The sequence below is a fragment of the Mycobacterium sp. NTMscope_MAC_12 genome (assembly GCF_976985675.1).
The window spans coordinates 2,687,637-2,703,960 of record NZ_CDRJYY010000001.1 but is presented as its reverse complement, the minus strand read 5'-3'; the positions used below and the strand labels follow the sequence as shown (position 1 = coordinate 2,703,960).

The following is a 16,324-nucleotide window of genomic DNA, read 5'->3' as shown; positions in this document are numbered from 1 at the left end:
ACCGATCATGTCCGAAGCCTCGATCGTCCGCCGGGCCAGTTACGGCCCGTCCAGCCCCGCCATCGGTGCCCGCGGGGCCAGCACGAGGAGCAAGATCACCGAGGTTTCCCTGGAGTTGTTCGGCCGACTCGGGTACTTCGACACCTCCGTCGATGCGATCGCCAAAGGTGCCGGAGTGTCCCGGGCCACCCTGTACCAGTACTTCAAGGGCAAGGACGAGATCTTCCTTGAGTTGCTCAATGAATGCGGGAGCGCGTTGTTCCGAGTGGCTCGCCGCATCGGGCCGCTCGGGCCGGACGAGGTGGGATTCGACAACCTGAACTGGTGGCTCGGGGAGTGGAGCTGGGTATTCGACAAGTACTCCACGATGTTCGTGCAGTGGACGGCCATCGCCTCCTCGGACACCAAGGTGCGCCCGGAGATCACCCGATTCGTGCGCAGCTACAACCACCGCGTCGCCGAGCGGCTCGGCGCGTCGGGCCTGCGAGGCCTCGACCAGGAAGTGGCGGCCATGACGATGACCGCACTCGTGCACCGCATCAACCTGTTCGTGCACACCAACCGCGCCTACGGCCGTACTGCGAAAGATGCGGTCGACACGCTCTCGGTCTTCCTGCAGCTGATGTTGTTCCCCGACACGCCGCCTGCGGTGTTGACCTCGCTGCGGCTACACGGCAGCACCAACCCGGCCGCAGACGTGGACGCCGTCGAGCTGCCAGACGAACCGACGGTCGAGGGACTTTCGATCAGCGAACGCACCGCCAGTCTCAGCAAGCGGGCCGTCGCCACGGTCACGGCGCTGGCCGAAGCCGGTGCGGCTCAGTTCCGCGCTCGCGGCTACCGCAGCACCAGCGTCGACGACATCGTGGAGGCCGCCGACGTCGCGCGAGGCACGTTTTACAAGTACTTCAGTGACAAGCAGGATCTGCTCGCCGCCGTGGCGGCTGAGATCTACGGGGCCGGAAAGGCTTTCGCAGATAGAATTTCGCACGTCGACCCAATCACGGAAGGGCCGACTCTGCGACACTGGCTAGCCACCTACGTCGAGTTCTACGACCGGTATTCCGGCTGCATCGAGGCGTGGGCGGAGGCTGCCACCGACGACCCAACGATCGTCGGCATCGGTGAGCACGGCCAGGTCCTGATGGACCTCGGCGCGGCGAGAATGCTGATTCGTCGACCTGGTCCATACCCGTTCGATCCATTGGTTTCGGCGCTGATCTTGCGCGCGCTCGTCACCCGGGTGCCGCAGGCGGCGTTGGATCTGCCGGAGCCCATTGACGGCGACGGTCTGGTCGAGCTATTGATCAGCTGTCTTCAGCGCGGGTTCTTCGGTCACACGACCTAACGCACCGGGGGCGGACGCGGCGACGGCCATCCCTGTGATCCATTCCGGAACCGGCTCGTAGGCCAGAGGGTTGACTGGCCTACCGCCACCGGCGGCACCGGCGGCGACCCAGGTCCTGACCTCGTTGGCGCCGGCACCTGCCCGCGTGTGCGCGGAGTCCACGAGTCGAATCAGCGTCGCGGCGTCCCAGGTCGACATCGCCTGCAGCACCTCGGCATCCCAGTCCGGCCGTATCTTGTTGCGCGCATCTGCCATTCCCGCCGCGATGATTCGCGCCCGCTCGTCGTCGCTGAGTTGGTAGGTGTCGACTTCTAGGCTTGGTGGCGAATGGGACAGACCGCCGGTGCCGATGAGCAGCACCCGCTGATTCACCGTGTCGAGGAAACGCCCGACCGCCGCGCCGAAGTCGGCGACTCGCCGACCGGTCGGCAGCGGGGCAGTCGCGCAATTCACCGCAATCGGAATGACAGGCTTGGCATGTAGAGTGCCCAACAGATCCCGAATCGGCTGTGCGAAAGCATGATCCAGTTTGACGTCGCGACACACCGCGACGTCAAATGCCTCACTGAGCAAGTGCTCGCACAGCGCGCGTGCCAACGCCGCCGGCACCGCCAATTCGCCTGCGGGATGGCCGCCCTCCGCGATGATCGAAGCGGACAGTGCAACCCCGAACGTGGGTACCACAGTGGTGAATGCGCGGCGGTGATCGCCACCGAACACGATGACGATGTCGGGGTCGAAGCTGTTCACCGCATCTGCAGCGGTCGCCAGGGCCGAGCGGAATACGGGCCCGAACGCCTTCTCGACGTCGCGCTCCTTGCCCGGGCTGTGGCTCGCGCAGACCACCAACCGACTCGAAGTCATTGAAGTCAGCCCGTCCATATCGCGCCCTCAGGGCAGTTCGCGGCACCGTTGCCTGCTTCATCGGGGTGCTCCTGCGGCACCTCACCATCTCCAATCACGTGGCCCTACCCACGTCGTCATACTCGAATACGTTGGGCGCCAATGTATAAACACATGCCATGGCCCATGCACCTATCGGCGTCGATCCTTGCGCTCAAGCGGCACCGCCTGCCCCGGGACTTGCGGAAGATCGGTGGAAACCTTGGGAAGTTCGTCGGTGGTCAATCCGACCTCGATTCCGATCCGTGCGCCCTGTGGGAAAACTGATGACCTGGTTACTCCCCAAAGTGTGCCATCACCGTCAGATATAGACAACACCCTGCAACATCGGCCAGAGCTCCTTGCACGAAACAGCAAGTTCTGCCAGGAGAATATTGCGAAATATCGTCGGTAGACAGTGTGACACGATTGTCAGACATCGCCGTACCGTTGGCATTGTGACAGTGAACTGCCCCCTTGGATCGGGAACGCGTGTCGCCGACAACGGATTGACCATCCACGCAAGAACAACCTCGGCAGTTCCCACACCAAAGGGAACGGGCGCGAGTCAAGTCGACACCATCGACATCGGCGGCGAGAACCCGCCATTCGCCAACGCCGTGGCCAGCCCGCTGCCGATGGGCCCCAGTTCGTCGAACAACGTCGCGACGCCGGTGGCAACGCCCTCATGGTCGTAGTGCGTTACCGATGCCAGTCCTATGTAGACGCCTTTGGGCAAGCGACTGAGCGAGATCGTGTAGTCGGCGTTGATGAACTGTAGTCCCGCAACGCCCCAGTGGGTTAGCGAACTGGTGACGTCACCGGCCATGACTGCGCGAGTGAAGGGTGACAGCGGCTCGTCATCGACGAGCGTCTTCGTCTCCCGAACCCACGCGAACTTCTGCCCGTTGTGTCTCCACTCGGTGACGCCGACACCCGGACTGCCAGCAACCGGATCGCGACCGTACGCATGCAACAAGAGGGGCAGGTCGTCGGGCACGACGTCGGGCTCGGCGGGGACTGGAGGCATCGCAACAGGCCACGTCCACACCTTGTCCACGGCCAACTCACTGCGACGAAGGTACAGAGCACTGGCCCGTGCCACGGTGGCGTCGTTCTGAGTCATGACCGCGTCGACCAGCCGAAGTCTTCGGCCGTCGCGCACCACCGACGAATGCACCTGTACGGCCTGCAGTGCCACCGGCCTGAGTAGGTCCACCGTCAGCCGGGCGGGTTGCAGATCGATGTCATCGACATGTTGCTCGACCGCACGCCCGAGTAGTCCACCGATGTAGTTACCACTCAGGGAAGGACCCCACGGCCCTCTCGCTAAAGGAGTTGGCACATAGTCTCGGCCGTTGGTGACGAAGAAGCACGCGGGCATAGAGCCGGCCGAGTCCACGGTCATATTAATTTGATACCTCTCGTCGAGCGGTCGCCTGGCGCCGCAAATGTTTTCAGCTCCGCAGTCGGCATCGGGCGAGGAGGATCTCCGCCAGCCGCTCCGGGTGGCTGAACATCAATTCGTGGCAGGCAGCGATCGGGATGACCTCCTGCACGCCGCCGAGCGCGGCCATGCTGGCGTGTTGCGACGTCTGTGAGAGCGCCCGGTCGCGAGTAGTCAGTATCCAGGTGCGCGGCACGTCGTCGGGCATTTCGCTGCGATCTACCGGCTCGCCGGGGATCTTCGGCGACTCGGCAGACAGCAGCGCCATCGTAAGGCGACGTTGTTCGCGAGTCATGCCGTTGCAGAACGCATATCGGGATACGAGGCGTGGAATCTTCATCGGTCGGCCGCCCTTCGCGGCCTGCCGCGCGAAGACGGCCAATGGACCGCGCAACGTGTCCGCGATGGACAGGCCCTGCGGCGGTACGAACGCGGCGGCCAGGATCATCTCCCGCACCCGGGAGGGCCCGAGTTTGGTGACGACACCGGGCACCGTCACCCCGGCCATCGAGTGGCCGACGATTACGATGTCGCCAAACCCCTCCCGCTCGATGTCGGCCACGACGGAGTCGACCCACTTGGCGATGGTGGCAGATGTGAGGTCTCCGGGCGTGCGGCCGCGGCCGGGGAGATCCACGGCCAGGGTGCGCAGTTCCGGTGCCTGGCGGTGCAATTCGGCGACGACGAGATTCCAGCAATCACCGGCATGCTCACCGCCGTGGACGAGGACGAGATCGGGGAGTGGCATCTTCGTCACCGCGTTCGTGGTCGCTTCTTGTTGTTGAGCGAATCGGGATTGGCACCCGCGTTGCCGATGTGGGCGTCGGACGTGTCGTCGCGGGCGGCGATGGCGGCCGCCATCTGCCGGGTGAAGCCGTTCACCCGCTCGGGACGGTTCAGCGCCGCGGTCGCCAGATGGTCATCGACGTGAAATTCGACGGTGGCCAGGTCGGTCTGCTCGATCAGGGACGCTCCTCAAAATTCGATCCGGCGGACACCTCGGATGCATCACACAACGTCTCTACCGGGTTACCGAGCGTGCGTAGTCGTAGGGAACATATAAATGTATAGCTGATTATGGCGCCTCGGCGCATCAAAACGAAGGTGGAATCCAGCTCGTGGGTGCAGAGCCAGTAGACGAACAAGCTCGGGGCTTGTGCACCGGACAGTGACATAGTTAACCTAGTTCTATGCGTCGGGTGCCGCCGGCCCGGCGACACCCAGTTGAATCTGGCAGTCAGCTGGCTGCCACACCGCTCAGCGGAGGGCACGTCGACGGGTTCCCACCACGGACCTGGTGTCCCCTCGAGCACGGCAGCACAGAAGGACGACATGATCGAGAGTCAGCCCAGCGCAGTCTGTCCCGTCAAAGAGTTGGAGATGAACACGGCCGGTAGTCCCGCGCTGACCCACTTCCGCCGGCTAGACGAATGTCAAGAGGACGCGCGTCCGGCATTCCGTAATACCGAGGTCGGCATGGATTACTGGGTGTTCACCGAGAACTCGGTGATCCACGACGGACTCCAGCACCCGGAGCTCTGGTCGAGCAGTGTCATCGTGCCAACCGAACCGGATCCGCCGTACAAGTGGATTCCCGTCATGCTCGACCCGCCCGACCATACCAAGTGGCGCCATCTGCTAGGAGAGTATTTCTCACCCGGGCGCGTTAAAGGATTGCGCGAGGAGCAGCAAAGACTGGCAGGGGAACTGATCGATGGGCTGATTGGCGAGGGCTGCTGCGACTTCGTCGCCCAGATCTCGCGCGTGTTTCCGTCGACGGTCTTCCTGACGATCATGGGCATGCCTATCGACGATCTCGAGAAGTTCCTGGCATGGGAGGACATCATCCTGCATCAGAGCGGGGTGGGCGAAGAGGTCAACGCCGCGCGGCTCGAAGGCATGACGCACGTGATGGGCTACTTCTCGGACCTGATTCAGCAGCGGCGCGAGAACCGTGACCCCGACGCCGACGACATCGTCAGCAAGGCCATCGACTGGGCCATCGATGGTGAGCCGATCAACGACCTGGAGCTACTTAACTGCCTCCTGCTGCTGTTCATGGCCGGGCTTGACACGGTTTCCAACCAGCTGTCTTACGCGATGCTGCACCTGGCCAGTCATCCAACCGACCGCGCCAGGATCCTCGCCGAACCGGAGCTCATTCCGAAGGCGGTCGAGGAGATGTTGCGGGCCTATCCCATCGTGCAGACGGCGCGGAAAGCGACCCAGGACATGGACTTCCATGGGTGCCCAGTCAAGGCGGGCGATATGGCGTCGTTCCCGTTGGCTCTCGCCGGTCGCGACGAGACGGTGTACCCAGACGCGCGCCGAGTCGACCTGGACCGCGGCGTCACCCGTCACCTGTCCTTCGGCGGTGGGCCGCACCGATGCCTCGGTTCGCACTTGGCCCGCCAGGAGATGGTGGTGATTCTCGAGGAGTGGCACAAACGCATTCCAGACTACGAACTGGCCGAGCAGGCGAAAGAGCATGGCGGCCAGATATTCGGTCTGGATTCACTGAACCTGACGTGGCAGTGACGTGAGCGTGCCACGCGCACAGGACAGGATCTGGCACGACATCGGGCTTCCCGCAGAAATCGTCGAACTGCGAGCAGAAGTCCGACTCGCCGTCGAGAAGGCCGTCGCACCCCACGCCGCTGAGATAGGCCAGCGCGAAGAGACCGCGGACAGCTTTCCATGGAAGGCTTTTCGCGGACTTGCCGACGAGGGCGTCTTCGCGATCCCGTTCGGCCCGGAATTCGGCCGTGGGCTGCAGTACCCCTTGCTCGGTACCTGCACGGCGACCGAGGAGATCGCCTATCACAGCAGCAGCATGGCGGGCGTGTACGACGGCCAGTGCATCCTGGTGCCAAAGGCGTTGTCGTTCGGCTCGAGCGAGTTGCAGGCAAAGCTCGTTCCTGGACTCGTCAGCGGTGACCTCGTCTTCGCCTTCGCCACAACCGAACCCGACGCCAGCAGCGATTTGTCCGTCGAGGCGATGCAGACGGTCGCCGAGGAGACCTCCGACGGTTTCGTGGTGACCGGGCGAAAGCGCTGGATCACCAATAGTCCAGTGGCCGCCTGGGTCGCGGTGCTGTGTCGCAGCGGGCGAGGCATGACGATGCTCGCCATCGATCTGAAGAACAGCCCCGGCATAAGAATCGGCACGCCCGACCTGAAGATGGGACACCGCGGCCAGCTCACCGCGGACATCGTCTTCGACCAAGTCGTCGTCCCGCGCGCGAATGTGCTGGGGGAGCCGGGCAACGGATTGTCGGTCGCCCTTGCCACGCTGACCTACGGCCGCATCGGTATCGCCGCTGCTGGAGTGGGCGTCGCGCAGGCTGCCCTCGATCTGGCGGTCGAGCGGATGCGCACGCGCCATGTATTCGGCAAGCCCCTTGGTGCGATGCAACATTGGCAATACCGGCTCGCCGAACGTGCCACTGAGCTCGAGTGCGCGCGAAACTTGTATCAGAAAGCAGCGCTGCGAGTCGATAGCGGTGAGCGTCACGCCGAGCCTGAGGCGTCGATGGCCAAGTCGTTCGCCACCCGGCTGGCCGCCGACCTGGCCCGTGACGCGATCCAGGTCTACGGCGGGTATGGGTTCGCTCGCAAGGTGTCGGAGACGGGTGAGACGTTCCGGCTCGAAGAGCTCTACCGGGATGCGAAGATTCTCGAGATCTTCGAGGGCGCAAACGAAGTGCTGCAGTGGGTGATCGCCCGACAGCTGATCGGCCGAGATGTGACGGGTTAGCGCGCGCATGCGACGTTCGTTGACGTTCGACGTCACCAGAGGCGTCGGGTCCGATGAGGAACTGACTCAGGAGGCATGGCGGTTTCTGCCTCGGCATCCTGCCGACGTGCGTGGCGTGCTGCTCTGTCTCGCCGGGGGTACATACGACAAGCACTACTGGCACATTGACATCGACGGCTACCCCGGGTACAGCTTTGGCGAGCACCTGGCCGACTCCGGGTTCGTCGTCGCAGTGGATCACGTCGGGAGCGGTGGCCGCTCGGCGGCGCCGTATCCGCCGACGCTTAGAGGAGAGCAATGACCAATACCGTCGGATTCCTCGGCGCCGGACAACTCGGAGAACCCATGGTCGAGCGGTTGCTCGGCGCCGGCCACGAGGTGCTGGTCTACGCCCGGCGCGAGGAGGCCCGCCAACGACTGGAGGCGAAGGGTGCAGCGATCGCCGATTCGGTGGCCGGCCTGGCGCGCGGCAGCGACTTCCTCATCTCATGCCTGTTCTCCGACGCGCAGCTGCGCGAAACCGGCGTCGGGCCAGGCGGTTTCATCGCCAACGCGAAGCCGGGCTCGGTGTTCGTGTCTCATACGACAGGCACACTGGCCACGCTCGAGGCGTTGTCGGACGGTTCTCCCACGGCGCCGATTATCCTCGACGCCCCGGTCAGCGGGACCGCGGACGACATCGCCGCGGGTACGTTGACGGTGCTGATCGGGGGGCCGGGCGACGCGGTCTCCGCCGTGACGCCGATCCTGGCCGCCTACGCCGACCCGGTGGTGCCGACCGGTGTGCTGGGCAGCGCGTTGGCGCTCAAGCTGATCAACAACCTGTTGTTCGCCGCCAACGCTCAACTCCTGGCAGCCGCAACCCAACTGGGTGGCCGGCTGGGCGTCGATTCCGACGTGCTGTTGTCCACGCTGCGGGTGTGTAGCGCCAACAGTCATGCGGCCGCCCACGCCCACCGCATCGGCGGGATGGACCGGTTCGCCGAGCTGGCCGGACCGTTCCTGCGCAAGGACATCGCGGCATGCCGCGAGGCCGCCGCCGAGGTGGGCGTGGAACTCGGGTTGCTGGGCACCGCTGTACGGGAGGGTCCGCTGGAGCTCGACGCCGTCGACTCAGCGACCGGAGCAACACCCTGATGACGGGTCGACTCGCGGGCAAGGTCGCATTCATCACCGGTGCCGCCAGGGGCCAGGGCCGCGCACACGCGGTGCGGATGGCTGAAGAAGGGGCCGACATCATCGCCGTCGACCTCGCCGGCCCGTTGCCCGAATCAGTGCGTTACCCATCGGCAACCGCAGACGACCTCGCCGAGACCGTGGAGTTGGTCAAAGCGAAAGGTAGCCGAATCTTGGCTACCGCCACGGACATCCGCGATCTGGACGCGCTACGAACCACTGTGAACGAGGGCGTCGAAGCCTACGGGCGATTGGACGTCATCGTGGCCAACGCCGGGATCTGCATCCCGTCGCCATGGAACGAGATCACCCCAGAAGCGTTTCGCGACATCATCGACGTCAATGTGACGGGTACGTGGAACACCGTGATGGCCGGTGCGCAACGGATCATCGACGGTGGCCGCGGCGGGTCGATCATCCTGATCAGCTCCTATGCTGGGGTGAAGGTGCAGCCCTACATGGTGCACTACACCGCCAGCAAGCATGCCGTCACAGGCATGGCCCGGGCCTTCGCCGCAGAGCTGGGCAAGCACGAAATCAGGGTCAACAGCGTGCACCCCGGGCCGGTCAACACGCCGATGGGGGGCGGGGACATGATCGCCGCGCTGTTTGCCGCGATCGAAACCAACCCCGCTCTCAACAACATGGGGACGCCGTTCCTTCCACAGTGGGCCTGCGAGCCGGAAGACGTTGCGGCCGCGGTGTGTTGGCTGGCCTCTGACGAGTCGCGCTTCGTAACGGCCACCCGTTTGTCGGTCGACCAGGGCATGGCGCAGTTCTGAGTGTTTCGCCTCACTTTCTTCTTCGGTGACGCGTCCAGAGGTCGCGGTGGTGACAGGTATTCGTCGTCACCCGCGGAGCAAACGGATTGGCCGGGAAGGGGCACTAAGGCTCGTCGGCAAGGCGGCGCAGGTCGCCATCGTGTGCCCCAGGAGCTGGTCGTGGCCCCAGCCGCGACGTCACATCGCGATGACGATGCCCTGAGTGAGCGCCACGATGACGCCGAGAACCACGAGAAAAGTTAAGGATCCTCCGACCAGTTTGACGGTCTCGCGCCACAGGGCGGCGTTGCTCTGTGGCGGAAGGAAGAATTCCGCCGGTAGCTCTTTCACATCGAGGTCCCTTCAAATCACGGAACGTAGGGGCTGTCGGCGCCGGTAGCCGCGCGCATCACCAGGAGCGGAACGACAAGGAACACAAAGAAGCTGACCTGGAAAACGACGAACCAGGCACCGAGCCGCAGGAATTCGAACCGCCAGCGCGGGATGGTGACCTCGTAGTTCAGCCACGCGTCGAACTCCTGCTGCTTGGTCGGTTGCACCTGCCTGGTGGCGACGGCGACCGAGCCGGCAGCGACGGTGTCGCCGGGAGGAGGCGGAATGACCTTCGGCACGGTGAATCGATCCAATCGGCAGAATCGCTCGAAGTGGTTGAGGCCACGTATCGGCGGTTTGCCGGCCCAGTAGGCGATCAGGTTGGGCCAGACACACATGATGCCGATCGTCCAGAGCAATGTGATGCGGCCGCCGTTGCCCCATTGGAGCACGGGCCCGATGCCGGGGTCATATGTCCACCAGCCCATCGCCGTCGCCGTGCCCTCGACGACGAAGTCCCAGACGTAGTTGACCGGAATCGCAAGTATCACCATCGATTTGAGCATGCTCCAACCGAACCGGATGGAAACCCATTGGCTGAGCCACAGCACCAGCAGCGCATGTACGCCCCAGTACACCGCGTAGGCGAACGGCATGAATAGCGGATCGTGTGGGGTCTTGACAGGCAGCCACTCGAGCACGTGGTGTTGTGCAAACAACGGACTGTAGAAGAGCATCTGCCCCCAGTCGCCGATGGTCTCCATCCAATACACCGCAAGGCTGTTGAAGAGGAACAGGAACCCCCAGGTCAGGCGTCGGCGACGAATCGCGTCGGCTATTGCCAGCACGATGAAGATGCTCCCGACGATGGGGATGACCCAGTTGAAGAACCACACGCCGGATGGTTCGACGGTCGCGGGTGGTGCCAGATCCGAAGCGGCTGACAGCATCGTTGCCTCTCAACGAGCCAGTGTTGGAGCGGAGTCCAACACGTTTTTGGTACATGTGTAACCTAGTTCACTACATGTCGTTTGTCACCTGAATCTGCAATGGGGGTGCCGCTCCGTGACGACTCGAACGCTGCGGCATCGTGCCAGCGCGGCGGCAGCGAATCTCACCGCGGCGGGCGAGCTTGTCGCCGCAGTCTTGCCGACGCTGCCCGCATCCGGCCCGTCGTCAGCGGCGGATGTCACGGCCGAATGGTTGACGAGACACCTGGCGAGTACGACGCCGGGTGCTGTGGCGCAGCGGATTTCACCGCTGGACGGCACAACGGGTACGACAGACCGTCGGCGCCCTGGCGGTTGAATGGAACGACTCGGGTCGGACAGCGGGACTGCCCGACCGTCTGTTTCTCAAGAGCACCCCGCTGTCTGCAAAGAACCGCACGATGGTGGCGGCATTGGGGATGGCCGTCAACGAGGCACGCTTCTACAACGAGGCCGCCGACGAACTCGGCGGAGTCACCCCGCGCTCCTGGTATGCGCGTGCCGGGGTCGGAGCGCGATTCCTGATCGTTCTCGAGGATATCGTTGCCGCCGGCGGTCGGCCGTACGCATTGGCCGACAGGTGCGACATCGGCCACGCGCAGGGACTGATCGACGCCTTTGCGACGTTGCATGCCCGATTTTGGGAGAGCCCGCGGTTGGTAGGGGATCTGTCGTGGGTTCGAACGTGGAGCACCCGGCCGGGATACGGCGTGTTGAAGATGTTCTACTCGCGAGGCCGCCGCGGGGCACTTCGCCGGGAGCGTCCCGAGGTGACGCCTGCCGTGCGGGCTGTCGCGGCGGCTCTCGACACGCATGCAGATGCCTATTACCGGGAGTTCGAGTCGGGGCCGTTGACCCTCTTGCACGGCGACTCGCATCTGGGCAACACCTTCGTTTGGGCTGACGGACGGTCCGGACTTCTTGACTGGCAAGTGATTTGGCGGGGGCCGGGACTGCGGGAGGTGTCCTACTGGATGACCACCGGCCTGGAACCGGAGATGCGTCGCGGTGTGGAGCGCGATCTCATCGAGCGATACCTGCAGGGTCTGCGTGCCCACGGAGTGAAGGACGTACCGGCGTTCGACACCGCGTTCGACTTATACCGCCTTTTCGCCGCAGAAGCCTGGGATGCGACAGCGATGACGATCAATTGGCCGGGCCTGCAGGCACAGCAGAATTCCGTCGCTGCCTTCCGGCGGGCCTGCACGGCCGTCGAGGATCTCGACACCGCCGCGCTGATGAACCGGCTGTACCGTTAGCAGCCCGGCATCCGATGCCGGACGTTGACTCTATGACAGTGAACTGTCATCTTTGGTTAGGTCATGCCGAAGGAGCTACCAAGTGACGGATCTGAAGTCCTCTAGCCGGACAGAGCCATCGGCCGTCGAGCCTCCGCAGATCAAGACGATTCGGCCAGTGCTGTTCTGGTCGAGTGTCGGCGCCGTGTGCGTCGTCGCTGCCGCCTACGTCTACGTGTCATGGATCATCTCCGGGAACGCATCACCGGTGGGTCCGGGTCCTGATCCGATCCCGGGCGGCACCCGGGTCGCGATCGCGGTCTTCCAGATTGTCTGCCCGCTACTCGCTCTGGTCGCCATCGGCTACGTCGTCCGCAAAAGCCTGCGCGAACGTCAACTCTGCGTCGAAGCCGCCATCGTGATCGGATCGGCGATCGCATGGTGGCACGACCCCCTGATCAACTGGTTTCAGCCGGTGCTGTTCTACAACGCCGGCCTGGTCAACTTCGGTAACTGGACGCAAAATATCCCCGGCTGGCTCAGCCCGGACGGTCGATTGATGGCCGAGCCGGTGCTGATGATCGGAATGATCTACATCTGGATGCCGCTGGCCATGGGCTCGATCGCCCGATGGACCATGGGGCGGGCCCGGTGCCGGTGGCCGATGCTGGGGCCCGTCCGCACGTTCTGCACCGGTTGGCTTGCGGTGTACGTCATCGAGTTTCCGCTCGAGATCTTTGCGGTGCGCCACGGCCTGCTCGGCTATCCGGCGTCGATTCCCGGCGTCACGCTCTGGGCGGGTCAGACGATGCAGATACCGCTCTACGGACCCATCTTGTGGTCGCTGGTGCTCAGTTCCAGCGGAGCGCTGATGTTCTTTCGCAACCGCGCCGGCCAGGTCCGGGTGGAGGCGGGTGTGGAGACGCTGCGGTGGGCCGGACCACGGGTCAGAGGACTGCTGAGGGCGCTCGCGGTGACCGGGTTTCTGCACGCGGTGGCAATCGGTGTGTACGACGTGCCGGTGAACCTCGCCGGCTTCTACGCCGGGCCTACCCAGACCTACCCCAGCTATCTGCGCACGCAGTTTTGCGGACCAGGCACACCTCGACACTGTCCCGACGGCACCCGTTTCGGCGATCGCTAGGTCGCGCTACTTCAGCACCGCGGGCAGAGCGGCGAACTCCTGGCGGATCAGGTCCTCGAGCGAGCGGCCCGGTGTCGACAACCACTGGTTGAGGGCCCGCTCGACCAGCAGCATGCCGACGGCCGCCAAGAGCCGGCATTCGGTGTCGGGTGCCGGCAATCGGCGTCGCTCGGCGATCACCTTGGCGACGGTCTCGGCGTTGGCCTCATGGTTTTTCCGCTCGCGGCCTAGCAGCACGAGCGACGACGCGACAGCGTCGTGGTACTGACCAATCCTTTTACGGATGCGCTTGAGGCCGGGCGCCAGCAACGCGAAGGAATTCGCCAACGCCTCGAAATCTGACACCTTGTCCGGTTGAGCGAGGTAGACCCCGCTCACGGCGTCGATGAAGTCGTACTCGCCGAAGAAAAGCACCGACTCCTTGGTCGGGAAGTAGCGGAAGAAGGTTCTCGGCGAAACGCCCACGCTCTCGGCGATCTGGTCCGTGGTGGTCTCGTCGTAACCGTTGGTGCTGAACAGGTTCAGGGCCGAATTCAGCAGAGCATTGCGGATCCGGTCCGCATGCGCGTCCCGCGGTGATCGATCGCCCCGGGCCATCCGCCATCCCCTTTCAAGTCTGGGTGTCTCGACAGTACAACGACTCTGGGTGCCGGCACATCGTTGACACTCGTTGTGATACCAACGATACTTCCAATATATGACAGTGCACTGTCATAGTGAAATTTGAGCGCTAACCGGCGCGGGCAGAGAGGATCTGGTCTCAATGACCGAGCTCGGCATTACCGGAACGCTGAACATCAACGATCTGCCCTTCACGGAGGACCGCACGCGCGCGTGGCGGGAACTGCGGGAGGCCGGCGAGACGGTGAGTTCTGGCGAAGAGGTCGTGCTCACCAGTGCCGAGGCCGTCGAGTTCGCGGCCAAGCGACCTGAGATCTTCTCATCGGCAAAAGCTTTCGACCGCCTGGGAAGCCCGGTCCCGCTGGTACCGATCGCGATAGATCCGCCGGATCACACCCGGTTCCGCCGAATGCTTGATCCGTTCTTCAGCCCCAAGAAGATGGCCGAGCGTGAGTCCGAATTACGCAGGCAGGCCGGGGAGTTGATTGACGCCATCGTCGCGCGCGGCGAGTGCGATGTGGTGCCCGATCTCGCCACACCGTTTCCTTCCCAGGTGTTTTTGACGCTGTTCGGGCTACCCATGGCGGACCGCGACCGGCTGGTGCAGTGGAAGGATGCGATTCTGCAATTCACCGATCCGAGTAGCACCGAGGCGACCCCGGAGGTGATGGCTCACGCGCTGGAACTGTTCACCTATCTAACCGAGCACATCGCAGAGCGGCGCGCCGATTCGACCGGCGACGACATGCTCACCCAGCTGATACAAGACACCGACGAGGGTGGCATGTCCGACAACGAGATCCTCGGCCTTTGTTTCATGTTCGTGCTGGCCGGGCTCGACACCGTCACCTCTGCGGTGGGGTTTTCTCTGGCCAGGCTCGCGGCCGACACCAAGATGCGCCGCCGTATCGCGAACGACTTCGGGCTCATTCCCGCGTTCATCGAGGATATGTTGCGCGTCGACGGACCTGTTCCTTTCGCGCCACGTGTCACCACCGAGGAGGTCGAGGTGGCGGGCAGGGTCGTGCCGAAGGACACCACGGTCATGCTCAGTTATGGCAGCGCCGATCGTGATCCGCGGCGGTATCAGGAAGCCGATGAGGTTCATCTCGACAGCAAGGTTGTGCACTTCGCGTTCGGACGTGGACCGCACCGGTGTCTGGGTTCGCATCTGGCGCGTCTCGAACTCCGACTCATCCTCGAGGAATGGCACTCCCGCATACCCGAATACACTCTGGCTCAAGGCAAGCCGCCACAGATGCCGTGGCCGACTGGGACGATGTCGCTGCAATCGGTTCCGCTGAACATCAAGCCGTCATCGCGGGGTCAGTAAATCTGACGGTCGTGGCGCGAAGACTCATCCGACCTTCGGGATGATTTCCTCAGCCACCCACTGCATGTGGTCGAGGTAGGCATTCAACCCCTCCAGCTCGGGCGGGTTGACCCAGGTGTCCGTTACGCCGCGCTCGGCCAGCATGTTGCAGTTGTCGATGACCTGCTGGGCGCTCTGGCCAAAATGCGCATTGGGGTCGTCGACGACGGTGTGCTCCTGACCGATGGACAGTACCGCCAGGCTGTAGAACAGGGAGAACGGCCGGTCGTCGAACCCGGGCTGCGAGCGTAGGTAGTCCATCTTGGCGGGCAGCTCGTCGGGCTTGGTCAGCCATGGCGCCCAGCCGTTGCCGAACCGAGCCGCGCGGCGCAGCACCGCGTCGGCGTCCCCACCCATCCACACTGTCGGGTGGGGTTTGGAGATTGGTTTGGGCCCGAATGCGATGTCGTCGAACTTGACGAAGTCGCCGTCAAAGCTTGGCGAATCGCTGTGCCACAACTCGAACATCGCCTCAAGACACTCGTCCGCTATACGGCCACGCTGGGAGAAGGGGACGCCGATCGCGTCATACTCCTCCTTGAGCCAACCGACACCGACAGTGGTCTGGGCCCGACCGCCACTGAGCCAATCGAACGTTGCGATCTGTTTCGCGGCGATGATCGGGTTGTGCAACGGCAAGATCGTGACCATCGACCCAATGGTGATCGTCGAAGTTGCGCCCGCGACGAAGGCCTGGGCAGTGGTGGCGTCGAAGTAGTGGTCCCCGGACAACTCCACATGACCCGTCGGGGTGAGGAAGTGTTCGGGCAGGAACACCATCGAATAGCCCAGCTGCTCGGCGCGTTGGGCAGCTCGCGCGATATCAGCGCCGGTGAGCTGGTGTTCCCACGGCTGCGTGATCGCTGCGACATGCATGCAGTTGGGTAGGTACACGGCGAATCTCATCTGGCACCTTCCGATTTCATGCCCGTTGCGGAGCGTTGACTGAATGATCCGACGCCAGGCCGAGCTACTCGCTCATTATGACAGTCTACTGTCGCCCGTCAAGCACGGGGCTGCCGCGTCCGTAGATTCAAATCTGCTGACACAGCAGCTAGTCTGGTGCGATACTCGTATGCGGATACGACAGCGTACTGTCAAGATATGCGAGCAGGAGAACCATGCATACCGGCCCCGCGGTGCCCTTAACCGATCCGATCCGGGGCAGGAGCGAACCTGATCGCCTCTGGACTCTGACGAACGTTGGCGAAGCGACGCCCGATATCCTCTCCCCGCTGTGCTGGTCACTGTGGGGG

Annotated in this window: 17 protein-coding genes; 9 read left to right on the top strand and 8 right to left on the bottom strand. The window is 63.8% G+C overall.

The window, feature by feature from the left end:
• Positions 1 to 7 precede the first annotated feature (7 nt).
• Complete coding sequence (locus tag AC0KS4_RS12350; protein WP_014384913.1) at positions 8 to 1,348, top strand: TetR/AcrR family transcriptional regulator; 1,341 nt, start codon at positions 8 to 10, stop codon at positions 1,346 to 1,348.
• On the opposite strand, the gene AC0KS4_RS12345 is transcribed toward AC0KS4_RS12350, so the two are convergent.
• The 4 genes from AC0KS4_RS12345 to AC0KS4_RS12330 form a co-directional block, all read right to left on the bottom strand.
• Positions 1,301 to 2,212, bottom strand: a complete 912-nt coding sequence (locus tag AC0KS4_RS12345; RefSeq protein WP_238955980.1) for a 3-carboxyethylcatechol 2,3-dioxygenase — start codon at positions 2,210 to 2,212, stop codon at positions 1,301 to 1,303. The genes AC0KS4_RS12350 and AC0KS4_RS12345 overlap by 48 nt on opposite strands.
• Positions 2,213 to 2,798: 586 nt before the next feature.
• A complete protein-coding gene (locus tag AC0KS4_RS12340) occupies positions 2,799 to 3,638 on the bottom strand; it encodes a thioesterase family protein (RefSeq protein WP_238955979.1) in 840 nt (279 codons plus the stop codon).
• Between the two features lie 49 nt (positions 3,639 to 3,687).
• A complete protein-coding gene (locus tag AC0KS4_RS12335) occupies positions 3,688 to 4,425 on the bottom strand; it encodes an alpha/beta fold hydrolase (RefSeq protein ID WP_238955978.1) in 738 nt (245 codons plus the stop codon).
• A 5-nt stretch (positions 4,426 to 4,430) separates the two neighbouring features.
• The gene (locus AC0KS4_RS12330; RefSeq protein ID WP_275254142.1) at positions 4,431 to 4,559 is read right to left on the bottom strand and encodes a hypothetical protein; all 129 of its coding nucleotides are present in this window, start codon (positions 4,557 to 4,559) and stop codon (positions 4,431 to 4,433) included.
• Positions 4,560 to 5,009: 450 nt separating this feature from the next.
• Between AC0KS4_RS12330 and AC0KS4_RS12325 the strand changes: the two genes are divergently transcribed.
• From AC0KS4_RS12325 to AC0KS4_RS12305, 5 genes are read left to right on the top strand one after another with little or no spacing between them, the layout of a single operon-like run.
• Entirely contained in the window at positions 5,010 to 6,215 is a 1,206-nt protein-coding gene (locus AC0KS4_RS12325; protein ID WP_308193058.1) for a cytochrome P450, read from the top strand.
• 1 nt (position 6,216) lies between these two features.
• Positions 6,217 to 7,434, top strand: coding sequence for an acyl-CoA dehydrogenase family protein (locus AC0KS4_RS12320; RefSeq protein ID WP_238955976.1), 1,218 nt, complete (start codon positions 6,217 to 6,219; stop codon positions 7,432 to 7,434).
• Positions 7,435 to 7,441: 7 nt separating this feature from the next.
• The gene (locus tag AC0KS4_RS12315) at positions 7,442 to 7,735 is read left to right on the top strand and encodes a hypothetical protein (RefSeq protein WP_238955975.1); all 294 of its coding nucleotides are present in this window, start codon (positions 7,442 to 7,444) and stop codon (positions 7,733 to 7,735) included.
• Positions 7,732 to 8,571 (top strand): NAD(P)-dependent oxidoreductase, encoded by an 840-nt coding sequence (locus AC0KS4_RS12310; protein ID WP_238955974.1) that lies wholly within the window; start codon positions 7,732 to 7,734, stop codon positions 8,569 to 8,571. The genes AC0KS4_RS12315 and AC0KS4_RS12310 overlap by 4 nt, the downstream gene beginning before the upstream one ends.
• The gene (locus AC0KS4_RS12305; protein ID WP_014384903.1) at positions 8,571 to 9,392 is read left to right on the top strand and encodes a mycofactocin-coupled SDR family oxidoreductase; all 822 of its coding nucleotides are present in this window, start codon (positions 8,571 to 8,573) and stop codon (positions 9,390 to 9,392) included. The genes AC0KS4_RS12310 and AC0KS4_RS12305 overlap by 1 nt, the downstream gene beginning before the upstream one ends.
• 177 nt (positions 9,393 to 9,569) lie before the next feature.
• On the opposite strand, the gene AC0KS4_RS12300 is transcribed toward AC0KS4_RS12305, so the two are convergent.
• Both AC0KS4_RS12300 and AC0KS4_RS12295 read right to left on the bottom strand, forming a co-directional pair.
• Positions 9,570 to 9,722 (bottom strand): DUF7156 family protein, encoded by a 153-nt coding sequence (locus AC0KS4_RS12300; protein ID WP_014384902.1) that lies wholly within the window; start codon positions 9,720 to 9,722, stop codon positions 9,570 to 9,572.
• Between the two features lie 17 nt (positions 9,723 to 9,739).
• Positions 9,740 to 10,654: a spirocyclase AveC family protein gene (locus AC0KS4_RS12295; RefSeq protein WP_238955973.1), complete on the bottom strand. Its 915-nt coding sequence runs from the start codon at positions 10,652 to 10,654 to the stop codon at positions 9,740 to 9,742.
• Positions 10,655 to 11,094: 440 nt separating this feature from the next.
• On the opposite strand from AC0KS4_RS12295, the gene AC0KS4_RS12290 reads away from it, so the two are divergent.
• Positions 11,095 to 11,952, top strand: coding sequence for a phosphotransferase (locus AC0KS4_RS12290; RefSeq protein ID WP_238955972.1), 858 nt, complete (start codon positions 11,095 to 11,097; stop codon positions 11,950 to 11,952).
• An 82-nt stretch (positions 11,953 to 12,034) separates the two neighbouring features.
• On the top strand, positions 12,035 to 13,075 hold the full coding sequence (locus AC0KS4_RS12285; protein WP_238955971.1) for a spirocyclase AveC family protein: 1,041 nt from the start codon (positions 12,035 to 12,037) through the stop codon (positions 13,073 to 13,075).
• 6 nt (positions 13,076 to 13,081) lie between these two features.
• Here AC0KS4_RS12285 and AC0KS4_RS12280 read toward each other — a convergent pair whose 3' ends face one another.
• Positions 13,082 to 13,672: a TetR family transcriptional regulator gene (locus tag AC0KS4_RS12280; protein ID WP_014384898.1), complete on the bottom strand. Its 591-nt coding sequence runs from the start codon at positions 13,670 to 13,672 to the stop codon at positions 13,082 to 13,084.
• Positions 13,673 to 13,838: 166 nt separating this feature from the next.
• Between AC0KS4_RS12280 and AC0KS4_RS12275 the strand changes: the two genes are divergently transcribed.
• Complete coding sequence (locus AC0KS4_RS12275; protein WP_238955970.1) at positions 13,839 to 15,029, top strand: cytochrome P450; 1,191 nt, start codon at positions 13,839 to 13,841, stop codon at positions 15,027 to 15,029.
• Between the two features lie 24 nt (positions 15,030 to 15,053).
• Here the strand turns inward: AC0KS4_RS12275 and AC0KS4_RS12270 are convergent, their stop codons facing one another.
• Positions 15,054 to 15,974 (bottom strand): TIGR03619 family F420-dependent LLM class oxidoreductase, encoded by a 921-nt coding sequence (locus tag AC0KS4_RS12270; protein ID WP_238955969.1) that lies wholly within the window; start codon positions 15,972 to 15,974, stop codon positions 15,054 to 15,056.
• Between the last annotated feature and the right edge of the window lie 350 nt (positions 15,975 to 16,324).